Origin of the sequence: Polaribacter sp. PL03 (genome assembly GCF_033875165.1) — a bacterium.
GTDB lineage: Bacteria > Bacteroidota > Bacteroidia > Flavobacteriales > Flavobacteriaceae > Polaribacter.
Window position 1 is genome coordinate 266,718 of sequence record NZ_JAWZSV010000004.1, and the last position, 22,345, is coordinate 289,062.

The 22,345-nt window shown below is 29.2% G+C and carries 22 protein-coding genes; 13 read left to right on the forward strand and 9 right to left on the reverse strand.

Annotated features, from left to right (window positions below; all coding sequences use genetic code 11):
• Positions 1 to 66 precede the first annotated feature (66 nt).
• A complete protein-coding gene (gene bshC / locus SHK09_RS09950; RefSeq protein ID WP_319810622.1) occupies positions 67 to 1,659 on the forward strand; it encodes a bacillithiol biosynthesis cysteine-adding enzyme BshC in 1,593 nt (530 codons plus the stop codon).
• Between the two features lie 134 nt (positions 1,660 to 1,793).
• Complete coding sequence (gene rlmF, locus SHK09_RS09955) at positions 1,794 to 2,648, forward strand: 23S rRNA (adenine(1618)-N(6))-methyltransferase RlmF (RefSeq protein ID WP_319810623.1); 855 nt, start codon at positions 1,794 to 1,796, stop codon at positions 2,646 to 2,648.
• Here rlmF and SHK09_RS09960 read toward each other — a convergent pair.
• The 4 genes from SHK09_RS09960 to argS all read right to left on the reverse strand — a co-directional run bounded on the left by SHK09_RS09960 (position 2,645) and on the right by argS (position 7,199).
• Positions 2,645 to 3,247, reverse strand: a complete 603-nt coding sequence (locus SHK09_RS09960) for a hypothetical protein (RefSeq protein ID WP_319810624.1) — start codon at positions 3,245 to 3,247, stop codon at positions 2,645 to 2,647. The two genes, rlmF and SHK09_RS09960, sit on opposite strands and share 4 nt — an antisense overlap.
• 128 nt (positions 3,248 to 3,375) lie before the next feature.
• Positions 3,376 to 3,750, reverse strand: a complete 375-nt coding sequence (locus tag SHK09_RS09965; RefSeq protein WP_319810625.1) for a LysM peptidoglycan-binding domain-containing protein — start codon at positions 3,748 to 3,750, stop codon at positions 3,376 to 3,378.
• A 138-nt stretch (positions 3,751 to 3,888) separates the two neighbouring features.
• On the reverse strand, positions 3,889 to 5,277 hold the full coding sequence (gene lpdA / locus SHK09_RS09970) for a dihydrolipoyl dehydrogenase (protein ID WP_319810626.1): 1,389 nt from the start codon (positions 5,275 to 5,277) through the stop codon (positions 3,889 to 3,891).
• Between the two features lie 146 nt (positions 5,278 to 5,423).
• Positions 5,424 to 7,199 carry an arginine--tRNA ligase gene (argS, locus tag SHK09_RS09975; protein ID WP_319810627.1) on the reverse strand — a complete coding sequence of 592 codons (1,776 nt, stop codon included), beginning with the start codon at positions 7,197 to 7,199 and terminating at the stop codon, positions 5,424 to 5,426.
• 166 nt (positions 7,200 to 7,365) lie between these two features.
• On the opposite strand from argS, the gene SHK09_RS09980 reads away from it, so the two are divergent.
• Both SHK09_RS09980 and SHK09_RS09985 read left to right on the forward strand, forming a co-directional pair.
• The gene (locus tag SHK09_RS09980) at positions 7,366 to 7,890 is read left to right on the forward strand and encodes a YkgJ family cysteine cluster protein (RefSeq protein ID WP_319810876.1); all 525 of its coding nucleotides are present in this window, start codon (positions 7,366 to 7,368) and stop codon (positions 7,888 to 7,890) included.
• Between the two features lie 158 nt (positions 7,891 to 8,048).
• Positions 8,049 to 8,888, forward strand: coding sequence for a sterol desaturase family protein (locus SHK09_RS09985; RefSeq protein WP_319810628.1), 840 nt, complete (start codon positions 8,049 to 8,051; stop codon positions 8,886 to 8,888).
• 7 nt (positions 8,889 to 8,895) lie between these two features.
• Here SHK09_RS09985 and SHK09_RS09990 read toward each other — a convergent pair whose 3' ends face one another.
• Positions 8,896 to 10,164: a DUF1343 domain-containing protein gene (locus tag SHK09_RS09990; protein ID WP_319810629.1), complete on the reverse strand. Its 1,269-nt coding sequence runs from the start codon at positions 10,162 to 10,164 to the stop codon at positions 8,896 to 8,898.
• 3 nt (positions 10,165 to 10,167) lie between these two features.
• Here SHK09_RS09990 and SHK09_RS09995 point away from each other — a divergent pair, with 3 nt between their 5' ends.
• The 3 genes from SHK09_RS09995 to SHK09_RS10005 all read left to right on the forward strand — a co-directional run bounded on the left by SHK09_RS09995 (position 10,168) and on the right by SHK09_RS10005 (position 14,549).
• Positions 10,168 to 11,403 carry an ABC transporter permease gene (locus SHK09_RS09995; RefSeq protein ID WP_319810630.1) on the forward strand — a complete coding sequence of 412 codons (1,236 nt, stop codon included), beginning with the start codon at positions 10,168 to 10,170 and terminating at the stop codon, positions 11,401 to 11,403.
• Positions 11,404 to 11,667: 264 nt separating this feature from the next.
• The gene (locus SHK09_RS10000; RefSeq protein ID WP_319810631.1) at positions 11,668 to 13,026 is read left to right on the forward strand and encodes a pyridoxal-phosphate dependent enzyme; all 1,359 of its coding nucleotides are present in this window, start codon (positions 11,668 to 11,670) and stop codon (positions 13,024 to 13,026) included.
• A 233-nt stretch (positions 13,027 to 13,259) separates the two neighbouring features.
• Entirely contained in the window at positions 13,260 to 14,549 is a 1,290-nt protein-coding gene (locus SHK09_RS10005) for a dipeptidase (RefSeq protein ID WP_319810632.1), read from the forward strand.
• A gap of 283 nt (positions 14,550 to 14,832) precedes the next feature.
• On the opposite strand, the gene lipA is transcribed toward SHK09_RS10005, so the two are convergent.
• From lipA to SHK09_RS10025, 4 genes are all read right to left on the reverse strand, one after another.
• Positions 14,833 to 15,702 (reverse strand): lipoyl synthase, encoded by an 870-nt coding sequence (gene lipA, locus SHK09_RS10010; RefSeq protein WP_319810633.1) that lies wholly within the window; start codon positions 15,700 to 15,702, stop codon positions 14,833 to 14,835.
• 179 nt (positions 15,703 to 15,881) lie between these two features.
• Entirely contained in the window at positions 15,882 to 16,445 is a 564-nt protein-coding gene (locus SHK09_RS10015) for an RNA polymerase sigma factor (protein WP_319810634.1), read from the reverse strand.
• A complete protein-coding gene (locus SHK09_RS10020; protein ID WP_319810635.1) occupies positions 16,436 to 17,539 on the reverse strand; it encodes a glycosyltransferase in 1,104 nt (367 codons plus the stop codon). The genes SHK09_RS10015 and SHK09_RS10020 overlap by 10 nt, the downstream gene beginning before the upstream one ends.
• Positions 17,540 to 17,551: 12 nt before the next feature.
• On the reverse strand, positions 17,552 to 17,755 hold the full coding sequence (locus SHK09_RS10025) for a membrane or secreted protein (protein WP_319810636.1): 204 nt from the start codon (positions 17,753 to 17,755) through the stop codon (positions 17,552 to 17,554).
• A 127-nt stretch (positions 17,756 to 17,882) separates the two neighbouring features.
• Between SHK09_RS10025 and SHK09_RS10030 the strand changes: the two genes are divergently transcribed.
• From SHK09_RS10030 to SHK09_RS10055, 6 genes are all read left to right on the forward strand, one after another.
• Positions 17,883 to 18,713, forward strand: coding sequence for a mechanosensitive ion channel family protein (locus SHK09_RS10030; RefSeq protein ID WP_319810637.1), 831 nt, complete (start codon positions 17,883 to 17,885; stop codon positions 18,711 to 18,713).
• An 83-nt stretch (positions 18,714 to 18,796) separates the two neighbouring features.
• Positions 18,797 to 19,378 carry an RNA polymerase sigma factor gene (locus SHK09_RS10035; RefSeq protein WP_319810638.1) on the forward strand — a complete coding sequence of 194 codons (582 nt, stop codon included), beginning with the start codon at positions 18,797 to 18,799 and terminating at the stop codon, positions 19,376 to 19,378.
• A gap of 130 nt (positions 19,379 to 19,508) precedes the next feature.
• Positions 19,509 to 19,829, forward strand: a complete 321-nt coding sequence (locus SHK09_RS10040) for a hypothetical protein (protein ID WP_319810639.1) — start codon at positions 19,509 to 19,511, stop codon at positions 19,827 to 19,829.
• Positions 19,830 to 19,834: 5 nt separating this feature from the next.
• Positions 19,835 to 20,326: a hypothetical protein gene (locus SHK09_RS10045; RefSeq protein ID WP_319810640.1), complete on the forward strand. Its 492-nt coding sequence runs from the start codon at positions 19,835 to 19,837 to the stop codon at positions 20,324 to 20,326.
• Between the two features lie 170 nt (positions 20,327 to 20,496).
• The gene (locus tag SHK09_RS10050; protein WP_319810641.1) at positions 20,497 to 20,799 is read left to right on the forward strand and encodes an EF-hand domain-containing protein; all 303 of its coding nucleotides are present in this window, start codon (positions 20,497 to 20,499) and stop codon (positions 20,797 to 20,799) included.
• Between the two features lie 30 nt (positions 20,800 to 20,829).
• Positions 20,830 to 22,257 carry a CotH kinase family protein gene (locus SHK09_RS10055; RefSeq protein ID WP_319810642.1) on the forward strand — a complete coding sequence of 476 codons (1,428 nt, stop codon included), beginning with the start codon at positions 20,830 to 20,832 and terminating at the stop codon, positions 22,255 to 22,257.
• Positions 22,258 to 22,345: the final 88 nt, after the last annotated feature.

Sequence of the window (22,345 nt, forward strand, 5' to 3'; positions counted from 1 at the left end):
AAATTAAATTAATCAAATGAGCGTTACATTAGAAACGGATTGTTGCCTTAAAAGTGTTATTGCATAATGAAAGTAACACAAATTCCATTTAAAAATACAGGTTTTTTCTCTACAACAATGTTAGATTATTTAGAGGAAAAAGACACGATAAAGTCATTTTACAACAATTTTCCTAATATTACAGGTTTTCATAATCAAATAGAAGAGAAAGAGAAATCTTTTAGATTACAATCTCGATTGGTTTTGGTGGATGCTTTAAAGAATCAATACGATAGTTTTGAAGTTTCAGAAAAAACGCAAGAAAACATTGCTCTTTTAAAACTAAAAAACACATTTACAATTACAACAGGTCATCAATTAAATTTGTTTACAGGACCGTTATATTTTTTATATAAAATTATTTCTGCAATTAATTTAGCAGAAGAACTAGCTCAAAAATTTCCAGAGAAAAACTTTGTACCTGTCTATTGGATGGCAACTGAAGATCATGATTTCGACGAAATTAACTATTTTAATTTTGAAGGGAAAAAAGTAAAATGGAATAGAGAAGACGGTGGTGCAGTTGGACGTTTTTCTACTGACGGATTAGAAGAAGTTTTAAATGTTTTTGCAAACCAGTTAGGTAATTCTAAAAATGCAAAGTATTTAAAAGAATTATTTTCTAAAGGATATTTAGAGCACAATAACTTAGCAGATGCTACGCGTTTTATAGCAAACGATTTGTTTAAAGAATATGGTCTAGTAATTATAGATGGTGATGATAAAGATTTAAAAAATCTTTTTATTCCTTTTGTAAAAGACGAATTAGAAAACGGAACTTCTTTTAAAGAAGTTTCTAAAACAATATTAGAGCTAGAGAAAAATTATAAAATTCAAGTAAACCCAAGAGAAATTAATTTATTCTATTTAGGAGAAAATTCTAGAGAACGAATTATTTTCGAAGACGGAGTTTATAAAGTTAATAATACAGTAATTACTTTTTCTAAGGCTGAAATTTTAAAAGAAGTAGAGGTAAACCCATTGGCATTTTCGCCAAATGTTATTATGAGACCTTTATACCAAGAAATAATATTACCAAATCTTTGTTATTTAGGTGGTGGTGGTGAAATGGCGTATTGGTTTGAGTTAAAACGTTATTTCGAAAAAGTAGAGGTGCCTTTTCCTATTATGTTGCTTCGTAATTCTGTGCAAGTTCTTTCTAAAAAACAACAAAAAAAATTAAACAATCTTCATATTTCTCATGAAGAAATGTTTTCTAATCAGCATGAATTATTGTCTAAAAAAGTAATTGAAAATTCTGATATTGAAGTTGATTTTAACGAAAAAATTCAATTTTTAGAAAACCAATTTACTGACTTAAAAGAAGTTGCTAAGAAAACAGATGTTTCTTTTGTAAATGCAGTAAATGCGCAAGAAAAAAAGCAAATTAAAGGGTTAGAAAACCTTCAGAAAAGATTATTAAGAGCAGAAAAAAGAAGGCAAAACGATTTAGTAGAAAGAATTGTAGCGCTACAAAATGAAATTTTACCCAACCAAAGTTTAGAAGAAAGACAGCGTAATTTTTCTGAACATTATTTAGAATACGGTGCTTCTTTTATTGAAGCGTTAAAAGTTTCTTTAAAGCCTTTAAAATTAGAGTTTACCATTTTAGAAATGTAAATTTTAAATTTAAAATAAATAATTAGATATGCTTTGTTGAAGCTGTATTTATTGGTGCTTCATGAACTTCGTTTAACTATCTTTGCACAAAATATGTTTTAAGCTAAATAAAGCTAAAACAGATACTTTAATTTATGAAAGAAAAAAATCTTCACCCAAAAAATAAATTCAATAAAGGTTATAATTTTGACGAGTTAATTAAAATAAACCAGAAGTTAGAAGCATTTGTTTCAAAGAATAAGTTTGATGTTGTTACTATAGATTTTTCAAATCCAGAGGCTGTAAAAGAACTAAATAAAGCATTATTATTTTCTTTTGATAAAATTTCTATTTGGGATTTTCCTAAAGAAAATTTATGTCCGCCAATTCCTGGTCGTTTAGATTACCTTCACTATTTATCAGATTTAATAGGAACAGAAGATAATGTTAAGATTTTAGATATCGGTACAGGAGCAACTTGTATTTATCCTATTTTAGGAGTTGCAGCATATAATTGGAGTTTTGTCGCATCAGACATAGATTTAAAATCTTTAGATACTGCACAAGATATTATAGATGATAATAATTTAGGAAGCCAGATAGAATTACGTCATCAAGTAAAAGAAGAAGAAATTTTAAAAGGAATTGTAAAAGAAAAAGATTCTTTTACAGCTGTAATGTGTAATCCACCATTTTTTAAATCGGCAGAAGAAGCACAAGGAGCAAATAAGCGTAAGAATAAGAATTTAGGAAATAATACAGTAAGAAACTTCTCTGGTAATAATAATGAGTTGTGGTATATTGGTGGTGAAAAAGCATTTCTTCATAATTATTTATACGAGAGTTCTTTATTTAAAGAGAAAAGTAAGTGGTTTACAAGCTTAGTTTCTAAAAAAGAAAATATTGCAAGCTTAGAAAAATCATCAGCAAAATTAGGTGCTGTAGAATTTAAAGTAATTCCTATGCACCAAGGAAATAAAGTAACTAGAATTGCTGCTTGGAGATTTTAATTAAAAACAATGTCTTTAATTTTATACTTTTTACATATTAAATGTAAAATTGTATAAACTAGCATGTGTACAAAGACTAAGCAAATAAAAGCGTATAAAGGCACACCTAAAATTTGGTAAGGCCAATAATACGTCCAAACACCTAAATATATAGTAATAACTTCACCAAAAGCTGGTAGAATTAGAGCTAATAATAAAGCCAAGAAAATTTTATTTTTTTGGCTTTTACTTTTTAAAAGCGGAATTAAATTTCGTTCTAATTTATACAGGTAGTGAAACGCAAGCATCCAAGCAAAAGGTAGCCAAAGAGGTAGTGCTCTTGTAACTTTATGATACTCCCAATAACCGTTTGCAACACCCCAAGTTTCACCAACAATACCACCAAAACCGGTAAGTAGCATTCCTACTAATAATAACCAATTTTTATCTGTTTTTGGTTTAATAATTTCTTTATAAATATTATGTATAATTTTTAGTATTAATATACCGGCTATTACAGCATCATATTCTTTTAAAAAACCAATAAGAATTCCTGCAACAATTAATTTAATAAGTGCTTTAAGGGTTTCTATAAAAAACTTTTTGTTGTTTGTTATCATCTATAAATATATCAACAACAAAAATAATGTTTTTGTTGTATTCTTAGATACCTAATTCATTTCATTTGTAACAAAAAAAAACCGAAGCAATTTTGCTTCGGTTTTTTAAAACTATAATTTGTAATTTCTTATAAATTAGGAATCACTAATTCTTGACCAACCTGAATAACATCTGGGTTTTTTAAGATATTTGTATTTGCTTCAAAAATAGCATTGTATTTAGAAGACTTACCATAATATTGTTTTGCAATTTTCCCTAAAGTTTCTCCGCTTTTTACAGTATGATTAGCAAATACAGAAGTATCTTCAATAGAAATATCTGCAACAATATCAGAAGGGTTTTCTCCACCTACAGCTTTAATCTCATCCCAAATTAGATTTTTTTCATATTGAGTCTTTGCTGTTCCTGTAACATGTAAAACTCCATTTTCTTCTTTTACATCTCCATTTTTAATTGCTAATTCTTCACCTAAGTTAAGTACACTTTGATATTTTGCTTTCATATATTTCTTTTAAAGTTTATTATTATTAATAGTATAAATATACAAAAAAACCAAAGCAACTTGCTTTGGTTTTCGATTAAAGTACATTTTTTGTAGTTAAAAGAACTTGGTTTAACAAGGATTAACAAATTATGTTTTCTATAAGTGAATTACTTCATCATAAGCATCTGCTACAGCTTCCATAACGGCTTCACTCATTGTTGGGTGAGGATGAATTGTTTTTAAAACTTCATGTCCTGTAGTTTCTAATTTACGTCCTAAAACTGCCTCAGCAATCATATCTGTAACACCAGCACCAATCATATGGCAACCTAACCATTCACCGTATTTTGCATCAAAAATTACTTTTACAAAACCGTCTTTATTTCCTGCTGCACTAGCTTTACCAGATGCAGAAAAAGGAAATTTACCAACTTTAATTTCGTAACCAGCTTCTTTAGCTTTTGCTTCAGTTAAACCAACAGAAGCAATTTCTGGAGACGCATACGTACAACCAGGAACGTTTCCGTAATCTATTGGTTCTGTATGTAAACCAGCTAATTTTTCTACACAAGTAATTCCTTCTGCAGAAGCAACGTGTGCTAAAGCTTGTCCAGGAACAACATCTCCAATAGCATAATAACCAGGAATATTAGTTTGGTAAAAATCGTTTACTAAGATTTTATCTCTATCTACAATAATACCAACATCTTCTAAACCAATATGTTCTAAGTTAGATTTAATTCCAACTGCCGATAATAAAATATCTGCCGTTAAAGTTTCCTCTCCTTTTTTAGTTTTTACAGTAGCAACAACACCTTCACCAGAAGTATCAACAGATTCTACAGAAGAATTTGTCATTACTTTTATACCAGATTTTTTAAGAGAACGTTCCATTTGTTTAGAAACATCTATATCTTCTACCGGTACAACATTTGGCATAAATTCTACAATAGTAACATCAGTTCCCATTGAGTTATAAAAATGAGCAAATTCAATACCAATAGCACCAGAACCTACAACAATCATAGATTTTGGTTGTGATGGTAACGTCATAGCTTGTCTATAATTAATTACTTTTTTACCATCTTGTGGTAAGTTTGGTAACTCTCTAGAACGTGCACCTGTTGCAAGAATAATATTATCTGCACTATATTCTGTTACCGAACCATCGTCTGCAGTAACATCTACTTTTTTACCAGTTTTAATTTTACCAAAACCGTTAATAATATCAATTTTGTTTTTCTTCATTAGAAAAGAAACACCTTTACTCATACCATCAGCAACACCACGACTTCTTTTAATTACAGCTTCAAAATCTTTATCAATTGCCTCTGCTTTTAAACCATATTGATCTACATGCTTTAAATAATCATAAACTTGTGCAGATTTTAACAATGCTTTGGTAGGAATACATCCCCAGTTTAAGCAAATTCCGCCAATTTCACTTTTTTCTACAATGGCAACTTTAAAGCCTAATTGAGAAGCTCTAATTCCTGCAACATACCCTCCAGGTCCACTTCCAATAATAATGATGTCGTATTTCATAATTGTATTTTTAACTTTTATTTCTTTATTTTGGGCGTTCGAGCGGGCTTTTCGTTTTATCTTTTTTGTAAAAAACAAAAAAGGATGTCTCTTCAATCCCTAACGCATGCTAATTTACTAACTTTTGTTTTTACAGCCAAGTAATTTTACATTCTCTCTGGAACACTAATTCCTAATAATAAAAAGGCAGATTTAATAGTATCGGCAACTTTCTTAGCTAACTGAACTCTAAATATTTTCTTATCTAAATCATCTTCTCCTAAAATAGATACATTTTGGTAAAAAGAATTAAATTCTTTTACTAAATCATACGTGTAATTTGCAATAATTGCTGGCGAATAATTTGCAGCAGCTTGCTGTATTGTTTCAGGATACAACTCTAATTGTTTCAATAATTCTTTTTCCTTCTCGTGTAATTCTATAGTTACAGGTTTCGAATAATCGAAAGTTGCTTTTCTAATTATAGATTGAATTCTAGCATATGTATATTGAATAAAAGGACCTGTATTTCCTTGGAAATCTACAGAAGATTTTGGGTCAAACAAAATTCTCTTTTTAGGATCTACTTTTAAAATAAAATATTTTAAAGCACCTAAACCAATCGTTTCGTATAATTCGTTTTTTTCAGTATCAGAATATCCATCTAATTTTCCTAATTCCTCAGAGATTTCTTTGGCTGTAGTTGTCATTTCTACCATTAATTCATCTGCATCTACAACAGTTCCTTCTCTAGATTTCATTTTACCAGAAGGTAAATCTACCATTCCGTAACTTAAATGATGTAACTGTTTAGACCAATCGAAACCTAATTTCTTTAAAATTAAAAACAATACTTGAAAATGATAATCTTGTTCATTACCAACAGTATAAACCATTCCACCAACATCTGGAAAATCTTTTACACGCTGTATTGCAGTACCAATATCTTGTGTCATATAAACTGCTGTTCCGTCTGAACGCAACACAATTTTTTCATCTAAACCATCTTCTGTTAAATCGCACCAAACAGAACCATCTTCTTTTTTATAGAAAACGCCTTTCTCTAAACCTTGTGCAACCACATCTTTTCCTAGTAAATACGTATTACTTTCATAATATAGGTTGTCAAAATTTACGCCCATGTTTTTGTAAGTAACATCAAAACCAGCATAAACCCAAGAGTTCATTTCTTTCCAAAGGGTAACAACTTGTTCATCACCAGCTTCCCACTTTAAAAGCATTTTTTGTGCTTCAATAAATAAAGGAGCTTCTTTTTTAGCCTCATCTTCTGTTTTACCTTCAGAAATTAATTGCGCTATTTCTTTTTTATATTCTTGGTCGAATTTCACATAATAATTACCAACCAATTTGTCTCCTTTTAAGCCAGTAGATTCAGGTGTTTCTCCGTTCCCAAATTTTTCCCAAGCCAACATAGATTTACAAATATGAATACCTCTGTCGTTAATAATTTGGGTTTTATATACTTTCTTACCAGCAGCTTTAATAATTTCTGCAACAGAATAACCTAATAAATTATTACGAACATGCCCTAAGTGTAAAGGTTTGTTTGTGTTTGGAGAAGAATATTCTACCATCATCGCTTTTTCATCCGCCTTTGGCGAAACAAAACCAAATTTTAAATCTGAATACACAGAGTTAAAGAAGTTTGTGTAAAAAGCATCTTCAATTACTAGGTTTAAAAAACCTTTTACAACATTGTAATTTGTAATTTCATTTACGTTTTCTACTAAGTATTTCCCTAAGTCTTCTCCAATTTGTACAGGGTTTCCTTTTTTGTAGCGCAACATAGGGAAAACCACAACTGTGATATCTCCTTCAAATTCTTTTCTTGTTGCTTGAAATTCTACAGATGGAATTTCTACATTATATAAAGCTAAAAAACCTTCTTTTACTTTGGTTTCTATGGTGTTTTGAATATTCATTTACTTAAAAAAATTGAATTGCGAAATTAAGAATTTTATTTGTTTTTTAGAACCATTTTTGGGCAAGAATAATTGTATTTTTGCAGTGTTATTCGTTATAACCTTTAAACTCTGATTCTGGAGCTATAATATGTAAGGTTAAGCGGAGTCGAAACCTATTTTTATGATGGAGAAGCGTTTACAAGAATTACCAAAATTAGCAAAGGAAGCAAAGAAGGAAAGTCAGAAATATTTTGCAAGATTAAAGAAGCGTACACCAAAAAGGTTAGACTATTTAATGCAAGAATTACATGAAGAAGAGTTTAAGAAAACAGACTGTTTAACATGTGGTAATTGTTGTAAAACTACAAGCCCTATTTTTACCAACGTAGATGTAGAAAGAATTTCTAAGTCTTTAAAGATGAAAGCAGCTGCTTTTACAGACCAGTATTTAGAAAGAGATGATGATGATTTTATGGTGTTAAAAACTGCACCATGTTCATTTTTTGATGAATCTGATAATTCTTGTTTTATATACGATGTAAGACCAAAAGCATGTGCAGAATATCCTCATACAAATCGTAAAAAGTTTATTGGTATTACAGATTTAACAATAGACAATACAGAAATTTGTCCTGCAGCATATAGTATTGTAGAGAATTTAAAGAAACGTTTGCCTTTAGAAGGAAATAAGAAAGTAAGACGTTCTTAGTATCGTTTTTACGGCTACAATTTTTAAATATTAAAAAACACTTAATTAGATATTCTTTATCTAGTTAAGTGTTTTTTTAGTTTTACTATACTGGTTTCTAGAAAACAAGAATTAGAACTTCTAATTAGTTTTACTATTTTAGTGAAAAATATATTTTCATGCAAACTATTTATAATTATTTTGAAACGATTCCTAAAGAACATCGAAGTATGATTATTGTTGGAGGAATTGCTTTCTTTTGGATTTTAGAAGGTTTCTTTCCGTTATTTAAATTCGATTATAAGAAATGGAAGCACGCAATTCCTAATTTATTTTTTACGCTTACTACCGTTTTAGTAAATCTAGGATTGGCTTTTTTATTGCTAAAAACTGCAGATTGGGTTGCTGTAAATAATTTTGGTTTAATTAATTGGTTACCAGAAATGCCGCTTTGGTTGTATGTAGTTTCTGGAATCTTATTTTTAGATTTTTTCGGAGCGTATTTAGCTCACTTTACAGAACATAAAATTGCACCTTTATGGATGGTTCATTTAGTACATCACTCAGATCATAAAGTAGATACAACGTCTGCAAACAGACACCACCCAATAGAAAGTGTTATTCGTTTTGCATTTACATTATTAGGTGTTTTTATTGTAGGTACACCTATTGCAATTGTTTTTATGTACCAATCTATGTCTTTAATTTTTACACAGTTTACACATGCAAATATTAAAATGCCGCTAAAATTAGATAAATTCTTAAGTTATTTTATTGTTTCTCCAGATATGCATAAAGTTCATCATCATAATATGTTGCCTTATACAGATTCTAATTATGGAAATATTTTTTCTATTTGGGACAGAATTTTTGGTACTTATATGGAATTGGATAGAGATAAAATTGTGTACGGAGTTGATACTTTTCCTGATGAAATTAAAAATTCTTCTTTAAAAGAGTTGTTAAAACAACCATTTCAGGGATATAAAAAACCTACTAATTTAGAAGAAGTAAATTAAGAGGTGTTTATTTATATATTAAATATTTATTTCTCATTAATTTAAACTTTTCTAAATCCTTAACCCAACTTTCTCTAATTTCCTTTTCAGTAACACCTTGTTCAATTTGTTGTTGTAGTTTTTTTGTACCTGCTAATTTGGTAAAGAAATTATTAAAGAACTCTTTAGAGGTATTTTGTTTGTAAGCTTTTATTAAATAAGATAAATCTAGTTTATCTAGTTTTTTTGCGGTTCTTAAATCTTCTCCAAAACACAATTTATTTTTATATTTTGGGTATTTGGCACCTTCATTTGCTTGCGGAGTATAAGAAAACTCTTTTTTTGCTAAAAAAGGAGAACCATAAATTTGGAATTGCATTTCTGTTCCTCGTCCTGCAGAAACATTTGTTCCTTCAAAAAAACAAAGGCTAGGGTAAAGGTTTATACTTTTATCATTAGGTAAGTTTGGCGACGGTTTTATAGGTAAGCTATATGTTGTATTATGATTATAGTTTTCTAAAGGAATTACTTTTAAATTACATTGCATTCCGTTTTTAAGCCATTTCTCACCGTTTATCATTTGTCCATATTCGCCAATTGTCATACCATAAACTACCGGAACTTTATGCATACCAACAAAAGACTTATGAGCCGGTTCTAAAATTGGTCCATCAATATAATGTCCGTTAGGGTTTGGTCTGTCGAGAATAATTACTTTTATACCAGCTTCTGCACATGCTTCCATTACATAATGTAAAGAAGAAATATAGGTGTAAAAACGAGCACCAACATCCTGAATATCGAAAACAACAATATCTATTCCTGTTAATTGTGCAGCAGAAGGCTTTTTGTTTTTGCCGTAAAGAGAAACAATTGGTAAACCTGTTTTTGTATCAAAACCATCTTTTACAATTTCACCAGCATCTGCTTTTCCTCTAAAACCATGTTCTGGTGCAAAAACTTTTTTAATAGTTATGCCATTGTATGTATGTAAATAATCTACTAAATGCTGTGTTACTTTTTTAGAACCCATAACATTTGGCGCAACTTCTGCTCTTTGTAAAACTGTTAAAACAGAGGTTTGGTTTGCAACAATTGCAATATTTTTGCCTTTTAAAAGTTCTAAATATAAATTAGTTCTTTCTGCACCTGTTTTTAAAACAGCAACTTTTTCTGCTATCGTTTCTGTTGTATTTTTTACAATAGGTTTTGTTTTTTGTGCACAAGAAATCAGCTGAAAATTCAGCAATAGAAATAAGAATAAATATGTACTTTTGAAAGGTTTAAAATTGATCATAATTTGAATTACGAGTTATTTATTGCAAAACGCATTATTGCTGGCAAAAAGTATAAAAATAGCATTTCATCTCCAATAATAAAAATTGCAATCACAGCAATTGCATTGGGAATAATTATTATGCTAATTGCTGTTGCCACAGCTGCTGGTTTACAGACTAAAATTCGCGATAAAATGGCGGGTTTTAAAGGACATGTACAAATTGTTAATTATGATAATAATAATTCTGATGTTTCTACAACACCAATAAATAAAGAACAAGATTTTTATCCGGATTTTAAAAACATAGATGGTATAAAGAATGTACAAGCATTTGCTTCTAAATTTGGTATTCTAAGAACAGACACAGATTTCGAAGGCATAATATTTAAAGGCGTTTCTGCAGATTACGACTGGTCTTTTATGCAAGAATATTTGGTAGCAGGTAAAGTACCAGATTTAAACCAACCAAGAACAAAAGAAATTTTACTATCGCAAACCATTATAAATCGTTTGCAATTAAAGTTAAATGATACTATTGCTGCAACTTTCTTAAAAACGACAGCAAGTAAAATACCATCTAATAGAAAATATATCATATCCGGAATTTATAATTCTGGTTTCGCTCAATTCGATAAAAATATGATGATTGGTGACATAAGAGAAGTTCAGAAATTAAATAGATGGACAGAAAACCAAGTTGGTGGCTTTGAGGTTATTTTAGATAATTTTGATGATATAGAAGAAAAAGGAGAAGAAATTTACAAAGAAATTAGCCTAACCTTAAACGCGAAAACCATTTTAGAAAGTTACCCAACAGTATTCGATTGGATAAAGTTATTCGACAACAATGTGTGGTTTATAATAGGTATTATGATTTTAATTGCAGGTATAAATATGATAACTGCATTGCTAGTTTTAATTTTAGAACGCGTACAAATGATTGGTATTCTAAAAGCCTTAGGAAGCAACAACTCTAGCATTCGTAAAATTTTTCTATACAACGCATCTTACCTTATTTTAAAAGGAATGTTTTGGGGTAATATTATAGGTTTAACTATTATTGGTGTTCAGTACTTCTTTAAAATAATTACACTAAACCCAGAAACATACTATGTTGCCACAATGCCTGTTCATATTTCTATTGGTGCAATTTTGGCATTAAATATAGGTACACTTGTTTTGTGTTTTTTAATGTTAATAATTCCTTCTTATATTATTACCAAAATAAACCCATCTAAGTCTATTAAGTTTGCTTAAAAGTTGGGCGTTTCCTAAATAGGTCGCGCTTTACATTATATCTTTTTCTCGTTCCTCGAAAAAGGATGCCATTTCAATCGCTAACGCAACCAATAAAGAAACTATTAGCAAGCTAAAAACTAGCAGACAATTTGCGTTAGTGATTGAATGGTGTGTTTAAGCTCTTTAACACTTCTTAAAAAGTGTTAAAAGCGAGTAATGAAAGCACGACCTTTAGGTAACGCCCAAAAAAAATATTTTATCTTTGCACTAGAAAATAACGAAATGAAATACGCAAAAAATATATTAGAAACTATTGGTAATACACCATTGGTTCAATTAAACTCAGTAACAAAAGAGGTAGATGCTTTGGTTTTAGCAAAAGTAGAAACTTTTAACCCAGGGAATTCTATTAAAGATAGAATGGCTTTAAAAATGGTAGAAGATGCAGAAGCAGATGGCCGTTTAAAACCCGGAGGAACTATTATAGAAGGTACTTCTGGAAACACAGGAATGGGATTGGCATTGGCTGCAATTATAAAAGGCTACAAATGTATTTTTGTAATGTCTGACAAGCAATCTAAAGAAAAAATGGACATTCTTCGTGCAGTTGGTGCAGAAGTAATTGTGTGTCCTACCAATGTAGAGCCAACAGATCCTAGATCTTATTATTCGGTTTCTAAGCGTTTAGGAGCAGAAACGCCTAATTCTTGGTATGTAAATCAGTACGATAATCCTAGTAACGCTTTAACGCATTACGAACAAACAGGGCCAGAAATTTGGGAACAAACAGCAGGTAAGGTTACTCATTTTGTGGTAGGAGTAGGTACAGGAGGAACAATTTCTGGTACCGCAAAATATTTGAAAGAGAAAAACCCTAATATTAAAATTTGGGGAATAGATACGTATGGTTCTGTGTTTAAGAAATATCATGAAACTGGTATTTTCGACGAGAATGAAATTTACCCTTATATAACAGAAGGAATTGGAGAAGATATTTTACCAAAAAATGTAGATTTTTCTTTAATAGATGGTTTTACTAAAGTAACCGATAAAGATGCTGCTGTTTACACAAGAAAAATTGCCAAAGAAGAAGGTATTTTTGTTGGTAATTCTGCTGGTTCTGCAATTAAAGGTTTATTGCAGTTAAAAGAACATTTTACAAAAGAAGATGTTGTGGTTGTTTTATTTCACGATCATGGTAGTAGATATGTGGGTAAGATGTTTAATGATGATTGGATGCGTGATAGAGGTTTCTTAGAAGAAGATATTAAAACTGCTGCAGATTTAATTAAAAATCATTCAGAAAACCCATTAGTTGCTGCACAAACAGAAGAGTTGGTTTCGCATGCAATAGAGAGAATGCGCGATTTTAAAATTTCGCAAATCCCTGTAAAAGATGTAAATGGTTTTGTAGGTTCTATTGATGAATCTGTATTATTACATAATTTTATAGCAGATAAAAATATTGGAGATAAGCCAATTAAAGATATTATGGGTAAACCATATCCTGTTGTTAAATTGTCTGCAAAATTAGAAGATATTTCTAAATTGATAAATAAAGAGAATCAGGCTGTTTTAGTAGATTTAGAAAACGGAAATCACCAGATTATTACAAAATATGATATTATAAGTGCTATTTAAATAAAAATAATACTTAAAAAAAAAAGGCTTTCTATCTATAGAAAGCCTTTTTTTTGTTTTATGGTTTTTTTAATAAAATGCTATTTTAATTTAATTTATTGTTTTTTTAGAGGTATTACATATTTTTTATTGATTTTAATTAAGTGAAAATGTAATTACTTTGAATTTTTAACATTTGTGTTTTCATTTATATTCATATCTTTAGCAAGAATTAACCAACTTATTTAATAAAAATGAAATACCTAAAAATCCTATTTTTTCTTTTCTTAGTAATTGCTTGTAAAGAAACAAAACAAGAAATAACTAAAGAAGATATTATGTCTAAAGCGAAAGAAATTCATAAACGTGTTATGACGCTAGATACGCATGTAGACATTAATGTAGCTAATTTTACAGATTCTATTAACTATACACAAAAATTAGGCAATCAAGTAAATTTACCTAATATGGAAGAAGGAGGTTTAGATGTAGCTTTTTTTATAGTTTACACTGGCCAAGGAGATTTAACAGAAGAGGGCTATGATAAAGCTTATAAAAATGCAATGAGTAAGTTTGAAGCAATTCATAAACTAACAAAAGAAATTGCACCAGAAAGAATTGGTTTGGCTGTAAATTCTACCGAAGCTAGAGAAATTTATGCGTCTGGAAAAAAAGTTGCTATGATTGGTGTAGAAAATGCATATCCTTTAGGAACCGATATTTCTAGAGTAAAGCAGTTTTACGATTTAGGAGCAAGATATATGAGTCTTTCACATAATGGGCACAGTCAGTTTTGTGACTCTAATACCGGTGAAAAAGATAGTATTTGGTTACATAATGGTGTAAGTGATTTAGGGAAAGAGGTTATTATAGAAATGAATAAATGGGGAATTATGATTGATGTTTCTCATCCTTCTAAAAAATCGATGAAAGATATGATTGCTTTGTCTAAAGCACCTATAATTGCTTCCCATTCTTCTGCTAGAGCATTGTGCAACCATAGTAGAAATTTAGATGATGAGCAATTAGGTTGGATGAAAGAGAACGGTGGAGTTGTACAAGCGGTAGCTTTTAGTTCTTATGTAAATACAGAAAAAGATAAAACATATAAAGATCAACTTAATAAAGTAGTAAAAGAATTAGCATTAGAACAAGGAGAAGAAATGCTTACTTGGGCAGAAGCTAGAAAATTAGATACAGATAAAAGAGATGCATTTATAGCAATGTATAGAAGATTGTCTAAAGAGGCAAAGGTTAAAATGACAGCATCAGAAGTTTCTCCTGTTAATGTTTCTGACTATGTAGATCATATAGATTATTTAATTAGTAAAATAGGAATTGATCATGTTGGTATTAGTTCAGATTTTGATGGTGGTGGTGGTGTAGATGGTTGGAATGATGCTTCTGAAACTTTAAATGTTACTACAGAGTTGGTTAAAAGAGGTTATACAGAAAAACAAATTGAACAACTTTGGAACGGTAATTTATTACGTGTTTTAGACGAGGTAGAAAAAGTTGCTAAAGAAATTCAGTTAAAAAGTTAAGACAATTTTATTCTATTATAAAAACAAAAAAAACCATCTCAAGAGAGATGGTTTTTTTAAATCAACTAATTCAAATAGTTTACACAATGAAAACAGTTTACTACGTTGTTTTCAATTAACCTAATGCAAGTACTGTGCCAAAATGAGTTATTATTTGTGTATTTAGCAATTAATTGATTTTTTTTTATTTTTTTAACAAAAAAAACGATTCTCATTAGAGAATCGTTAGTGTTTTTAACTTTTAAAGAAATTATATGTTTATTTTTTTTAACCTAAAATGTTTCTAAACAGCATGTTTGTGTGCTTTATAAGAAGATCTTACCAATGCACCACTTTCTACATACATAAAGCCCATTTCTAAACCTAAGGTTTCATATTTCTTAAATTGATCTGGCGTTATGAACTCTTTGACAGGTAAATGCTTTTTAGAAGGCTGTAAATACTGCCCAATTGTAATTACGTCACAATTTACTGCACGTAAATCTTTCATTGTTTGTATTACCTCTTCTTCAGTTTCACCTAAACCAAGCATTAAACCAGTTTTAGTTCTCATTCCGTTTTCTTTTAGATATTTTAAAACACCTAAACTTCTATCGTATTTTGCTTGAATTCGAACTTCACGAGTTAGCCTTCTAACAGTTTCCATATTATGAGAAACTACTTCTGGGTGTACTGCTATAATTCTATCTATTTGCTTTGTATTTCCTTGAAAATCTGGAATTAATGTTTCTAAAGTTGTTTTTGGGTTTGCTCTACGAATTGCATCTACAGTTTCTGCCCAAATTATAGAACCACCATCTTTTAAATCATCTCTATCTACAGATGTTATTACAGCATGTTTAATGCTCATAATTTTTATAGAACGTGCCACCTTTTCAGGTTCGTCCCATTCTACAGTTTCTGGTCTACCGGTTTTTACACCACAAAAACCACAAGAACGCGTACATATGTTTCCAAGAATCATAAATGTTGCAGTTCCTTCTCCCCAACATTCTCCCATGTTTGGGCAACTACCACTTGTACAAATGGTATTTAGTTTATATTTATCTACCAAACCTCTAAGGTCTGTGTATTTCTTACCAACAGGTAATTTTACACGCAACCATTTTGGTTTTTTAGGTCTTTCTGGAAGTACTACAGTTTCTATTGCCATTTCTAACTTTATTAGATTGCAAATTTACGAAGAAAAATATGAAAAAAAGAGGATATAAACTGAAGTAATTAAACTGTTTTTTTTACTTAAAAAGTAAGTAAAAACTTTTTTTAAATTATTACTTTTATGGAGCAATTAAAGCACTTTTTATGAATTAAAAAAGTTATAATTTATTTAGACTAAGATTTTTTAATAATTTCTGCTAATAATTTTCTAGCACGTAAAAGTTTTACTTTTACATTGTTCATTGGTTCGTTAATTTGCTCAGAAATTTCCTTGTAACTCAATTCTTGAAAATATCTTAATTGAATGACTTCTTGGTATTTAGGCTTTAATTGTTTAATGTCTCTTAACAATTTAGCTAAATTCTGTTCTCTAATAATCTTGTCTTCTGGTGTAGGATTCTCGTCTACTACTAAATATACTTTTTCCTCTTGTTCTTTAGATGTTTCTGTTAAGATAGAAGCATTTTTTTTACGAAGTAAATCGATATGAATATTTTTAGAAATGGTAATTAGCCATGTTTTAAAAACATACTTTTCATCGAAACTATTTATTTTGTCAAAAGCTTTAGAAAATGTTTGTATGGTAATATCTTCTGTGTCGTTCTCGCTTTTTGTTCGTTTTAATTGATAGTTATAAACGTCTGCCCAAAAGAAATTTAATAAGAAACGAAAAGCAGATTGATCTCCACTTTTTGCTTTTATTATATATGTTTCAATGTTTTTTTGGTTTATTTCCAATGCGTAGGTTTTGAAATCAAATTAGTGATAAATATACTAAATTGAAACAATAATAAGCCAATTTCTAAAAAAGGAAGGAAATAAACTACCTGTTGTTCTTTTAATTTTTTTGCAGATAAACCAACAATTATGTATTGAATCATATAATAACCTAAAATGATAGGTAAAATAATTTCCCAAGGATAAAAGAAAAAAAGAATAACAGTAGTTATTAATAAGAGAACTTTAGATATAAAGAATAATCCTAAGAAAAATTGATGCTTTTTTTTGTAATAATTGGCAGTAGAAATATGACGTCTTTTTTGCTGAAACCACTCATTTAAAGAAGTTGGTGCCTCAGACTCTGTAAAACTATTTTCAGAAATACAAATTGTTGTATTCTTTTTGTTTGCAGCATCTTGTATGAATAAATCATCATCACCAGATTTTATTTTTATATGGTTTATAAAACCATTAACATTAAAAAATTCACTTTTTGCATACGCAAGGTTTCTACCAACTGCCATATAAGGAGAACCTAATTTTGCATAATTAAAATATTGAATAGCTGTTAATAAAGTTTCGAAACGCACAAATAGATTTACAAGTCCTTTTGTTTTTCTGTATTTACCATAGCCTAAAATTATTGTTTTTTCTGAGGTAAAGTTTTTTGTTACTTCTGCAATCCAATTTTTAGTTACAGGTTTACAATCTGCATCTGTAAAAAGTAAATGTTCGTTTTTTGCAGCTTTAATACCTAAAGTAAGAGCATATTTTTTATTTCCCCAAAAAGCTTCAGTATTTTCAACATTAATTATTTTAATGTTTGCATGTTTCTCTTTGAAGGCTTCCATAATATCAGAACTTTCATCAGAAGAAGCATCATTAATTAAAACAACTTCAAAATCTGAATAATTTTGATCTAGTACGGCAGGTAAAAATTTTTGAAGATTTTTTGCCTCATTTTTTGCACAAATTATAACAGAAACAGGAATTTCTTTATGAGTTTTCTTTTCTTTTTTATCAATAAATAAAAAAGAGGCAAAAGAAAGGTAATAAATAATTTGAATTGCTGCAAAAACTACAAAGCTGTAGAAAAGTACAGATATTATCATTTATAGAAAGAATTAATTATGTTGTGGCTCCGCACAGTTTTCATACTGTTCTGGTGTTTTTCCACAAAAACCACAAGATTCTCCATCTTTATTTAACATTGGGTTTTGGCTAGCACAGGTTCCTGCAAATTTACCATCTTTTTTTGCCCAAATTTTAATTGCAATTCCTGCAACACCAAGTCCTAATAATACTAAAGTAATAAGTAATAGTTTCATAAGTAAAAATTCTATTGCAAAGATACAAATTCTAATTGTTACCCAAAAAGTCATCTAAGTTTTATTTCCATTTCGTGACTTTATATTTTTTTTTGTGTCCAAATTTTGAACTATTTAAAACAAAACAATGAATACAATTACAGAATCTTTACAAAACTTTTATAAATCTATTTCTTCTGGTTTAGGAAACTGGGGACTTCAATTAATAGGAGCAATTGCAGCATTAATTATTGGTCTTTGGATAATTAGAATGATTATGAAAGCAGTTTCTAAAGCATTTGAGAAAACTAATTTAGATGAAACATTACAGCCTTTTCTTTTAACTACAATTGGTTTTATTTTAAAGTTATTGTTAGTTATTTCTATTGCAGGAATTGTTGGGTTGCCTATGGCTTCTTTTGCAGCATTATTAGCAGGAGTTGGTTTAGCAATTGGAGCGGCATTTAATGGCTCTTTAGGGCATATTGCATCTGGTATAATGTTACTTATTTTTAAACCATTTAAAGTTGGTGATTTAATAAAAACGAATGGTGCTTTTGGTTTTGTAAAAGAAATATCTGTTTTTGTAACAGTTATAGAAACATTTCAAAATGAAACGGAAATTATACCTAACTCTGCAATAACTTCGAATAAAATAACGAATTTAACTAAAATAGGAAATTTACGTATCGATATGCCTTTTGCAATTAGATATGGTTCAGATATTGCAAAAGCAAAAGAGATTGTATTAGATGTTCTTAAAAAAGATAAAAATGTTTTACAAATAGGAACAAATGTACCTAGAGTTGCAGTTAATAATTTAGGGCAAAATAGTGTTGAGTTATTGGCTTTACCTTATGCTAATTGTGAAAACTATTGGGATGTTTATTGGGATACTAGACAAGAAATTGTTGAAGCTCTTGGTAATGCAGGTTTTGAAGCACCTTTACCACAGCGTGTTGTAACGATGACAAAATAATTTATAATTACATATTTTTACAAAAGACTGTTTTAATAAGACAGTCTTTTTTTTGTATGTTTACTTTTTTTGAAAACAAACCATTGAACGAACAAGATTTTATTAAGGACTTAGAAGCTGGTAAAGAAGCTGCTTTTAGTCGTCTTTTAGACGATTATCAGCAGAAAGTTTTTGGCACCTGTATTTCTTTTATCCCTAATAAAGAAGATGCAGAAGATGTTGCGCAAGAAGTTTTTTTAGAAGTTTTTAAATCGATACATAAATTTAAAGGAGACTCTAAATTATCTACTTGGATTTATAAGATAGCAACAAACAAGTGTTTAGAATTCATTAGAAAGAAGAATACTAAAAAGCGTTTTGCTTTTATGCAAACGATTATGGGAAATGAGATTCCTATAGACAAAACGAGTTATTTTACAGAAGTGAATCACCCGGGAATTTTATTAGAGAATAAAGAGAAATCTGCAATTATTTTTAGAGCAATAAATACTTTGCCAGAAAGTCAAAGAGTTATTTTTACTTTGGCAAAAATTGATGGTAAAAGTTATCAAGAGATAGTAGAAATTACAGGCAAAAGTTTGTCTTCTGTAGAATCTATAATGTTTAGAGCAAAAAAAGGATTGCAACAAAAATTAGAGCGTTTTTATAAAAACGAAACCTCATAAAAAGGTGTTAGTAAGTAAACAGAATTTATTTTTAAAGTTTTTTTTTAAAAAAAAATGTTAAAGTTTTGCAAGTATTTACTTTTTATAGCATCTAATTAAAAACAGTACTATTTTTAAGAATTAAGTAAGAATGATAAATAAAGAAAATGTTAAAAACAAGGTAGAAGATACTTTTAAAGTATTAGAAGCTATTGAAAAAGTAGATGTTAATCACTTTTTTAAGCATAAAGTTTTACAGAAGATACAAGCAGAAAAAGACGTTAGAAGCCCTGTTTTTTCTTGGTTTACACCACAATTTCAATTAGCAGCTTTAGGTTTAATTTTATTATTAAATACTTCTGTAATTTTTTATGCTTACGATTCTGTTAAAGAAACAGATACTACAGTTACAATAGAAACTTTTGCAAAAGAGTACTCTTTACAATCTGTTAATAATTCTATTTTAAATTAAATATTATGAAAACAAAATTACTTCCCATACTATTAATCTTATTGGTAATTTTAAATGGTTTTTTAATTTTTATGTTAATTCAAAAACCTCATCAAAAAAGGCAAAATAATCAACAAAGAAATTTTTTAACAGAACAATTAAAATTTTCAGATATTCAAAAAAAAACATTTAAGAATTTAGACAAAATTCATAGAGGTTTTATGATGAATATTGAAGAAAGCATAAAAGAGAATAAAGATGTTTTATTTAATTCTTTTACTAAAAAAGATGTTAATGTAGATTCTATAACAGCTGTAATAGGTGTTTTAGAAGCGAAAAAAGAGGCGGAATTATTTAGATTTTTTAGTAAAGTAAGGGTGCTATGTACAAAAGAACAAACTAAAAATTTTGATAGTATTATAAAAGAAGCACTTAGAGGAGGAGTTAAAAGACCACCAAGAAGAGATGCTAGAGAAGAATATATGGAAGGTGATAGAAGAATGCCTCCACCAAGATAATTATAAATTTTAATATAAAATCTCATCATTAACTTGATGAGATTTTTTTTTATAGAATTAAGAAAGCCTTATTATTTAGTTAATAAGGCTTTTTTGTTAAAGTAACGTTAACGTGCACAAGTTTATAAATTAGGTTGCATCTAAACTTCTATAAACTTAAAATATAAATTATGAAACGTAAAAAAATATTAGTAGCAGTTTTATTTGCAGTAATAACAGTTATCAGTTCTTGTAAATCATCTTCTGAAACAACAGAAAAACCTGAACAAAAAAGAGGAGGCAAACGTATGAGTATAGATGCCCTTTTTACTCAAATGGATTCAAATAAAGATGGAAAATTATCTAAAAGTGAGGTAAAAGGACCTTTAGCAAAAGAATTCTCTAAAATTGATGCAAATAGTGATGGTTTTATTTCTAAAGAAGAACTAAAGAACGCACCAAAACCAGAAAGAAAACAAAGACCAAGAAATTAGAAATTATTAAACTCAATTAAATAAATAATTATGAAATATTTTAAAGAACTATTATTTTCTACATTTATTATATTAATTATTTTTTCTTGCTCCAAAGATGATGCTATTGATGCTGTTTTAGAAGAAGAGGAGGACGAAGAAATTGTTGTAGTTGTAGATGATACTGATTTTGAAGCGACAGATTGGTCAGATGCAACTCACAGTAAAGATGTAGATGCAAATATTGATGAAGTTTTTGAAGATAATAAAGTAAAGAGGTTAGATTTTGTTATTACAGAAGAACGCTGGCAAACTATGTTAGATGATATGACAAATCTTTATGGAACTTTTGGAGGTACTTCTAGTGGGCCAAGAGAACAAAGTTCTGGTGATTTAGATGAAGATCCTGTTTTTGTACCAGGAGAAGTGTTTTACCAAGGTAAAGAATGGTATAGAGTTGGTTTACGTTTTAAAGGAAATTCTAGTTTACGATCTAGTTGGCAAGCAGGAATTTTAAAATTATCATTTAAGTTAGATTTTGATGAATTTGAGGATGAATATTCTCAAATAAAAAATCAACGTTTTTATGGTATTAAAAAATTAAGCCTTAAAAATAATTACGATGACAAATCTATGTTAAGAGAAAAAGTGGCTACAGATGTATTTAGAAATGCTGGTTTAGTAGCTTCTCATACTGCTTTTTATACATTATATATAGACCATGGAAATGGACCAGAATATTTTGGTTTGTATACTTTAGTAGAAGAAGTAGATGGTAGTGTTTTAGATACTCAATTTTCTGATGATGATGGAAATTTATACAAACCAGATGGAGATGCTGCAACTTTTGCAAGCGGAACTTTTAATGAAGATGAATATGTGAAGAAAAATAATGAGGATGAAGCAGATTTTTCTGATGTTCAAAGTCTTTTAACAATATTACATGATGATACAAGAACATTAGATCCTGCAGCTTGGAGAACAAGCTTAGAGGCTGTTTTTAATACAGATATCTTTTTAAAGTATTTGGCTGTAAACACTGTAGTACAAAACTGGGATACATATGGTAGAATGACACATAATTATTTTATGTACAATGATCCTACAACAAGTAAATTAACTTGGATTCCTTGGGATAATAATGAAGCTTTACAAGAAGGCAAACAAGGCGGTTCTTTATCATTAGATTTCTCTGGATTAAATGCAGGACAATGGCCATTAATAGGTTATTTATATCAAGATGAAGTTTATAAAGAAAAATACAATGCGTATGTAAAAGAAGTAATTGAGGGAGCATTTAATGAAACTACTATTCAAAACTTATACAGCACGTACGCTGCATTAATTGAAGAACATGCAACTTCAGAAATAAGTGGTTATACTTTTTTAAATAATAGTTCAGAATTTCAAGCTGCTGTTAACCAGTTAAAAAGTCATGTTACAAGTAGAAAAACTGCTGTAGAAAATTATTTAGATTAATAAATTAAAAATTTGAGTTTGGTTGATTGATTGAAGGCTTCGTAAGAAATTGCGAAGCTTTTTTCTCACAAGATATTAAACGCAAGTT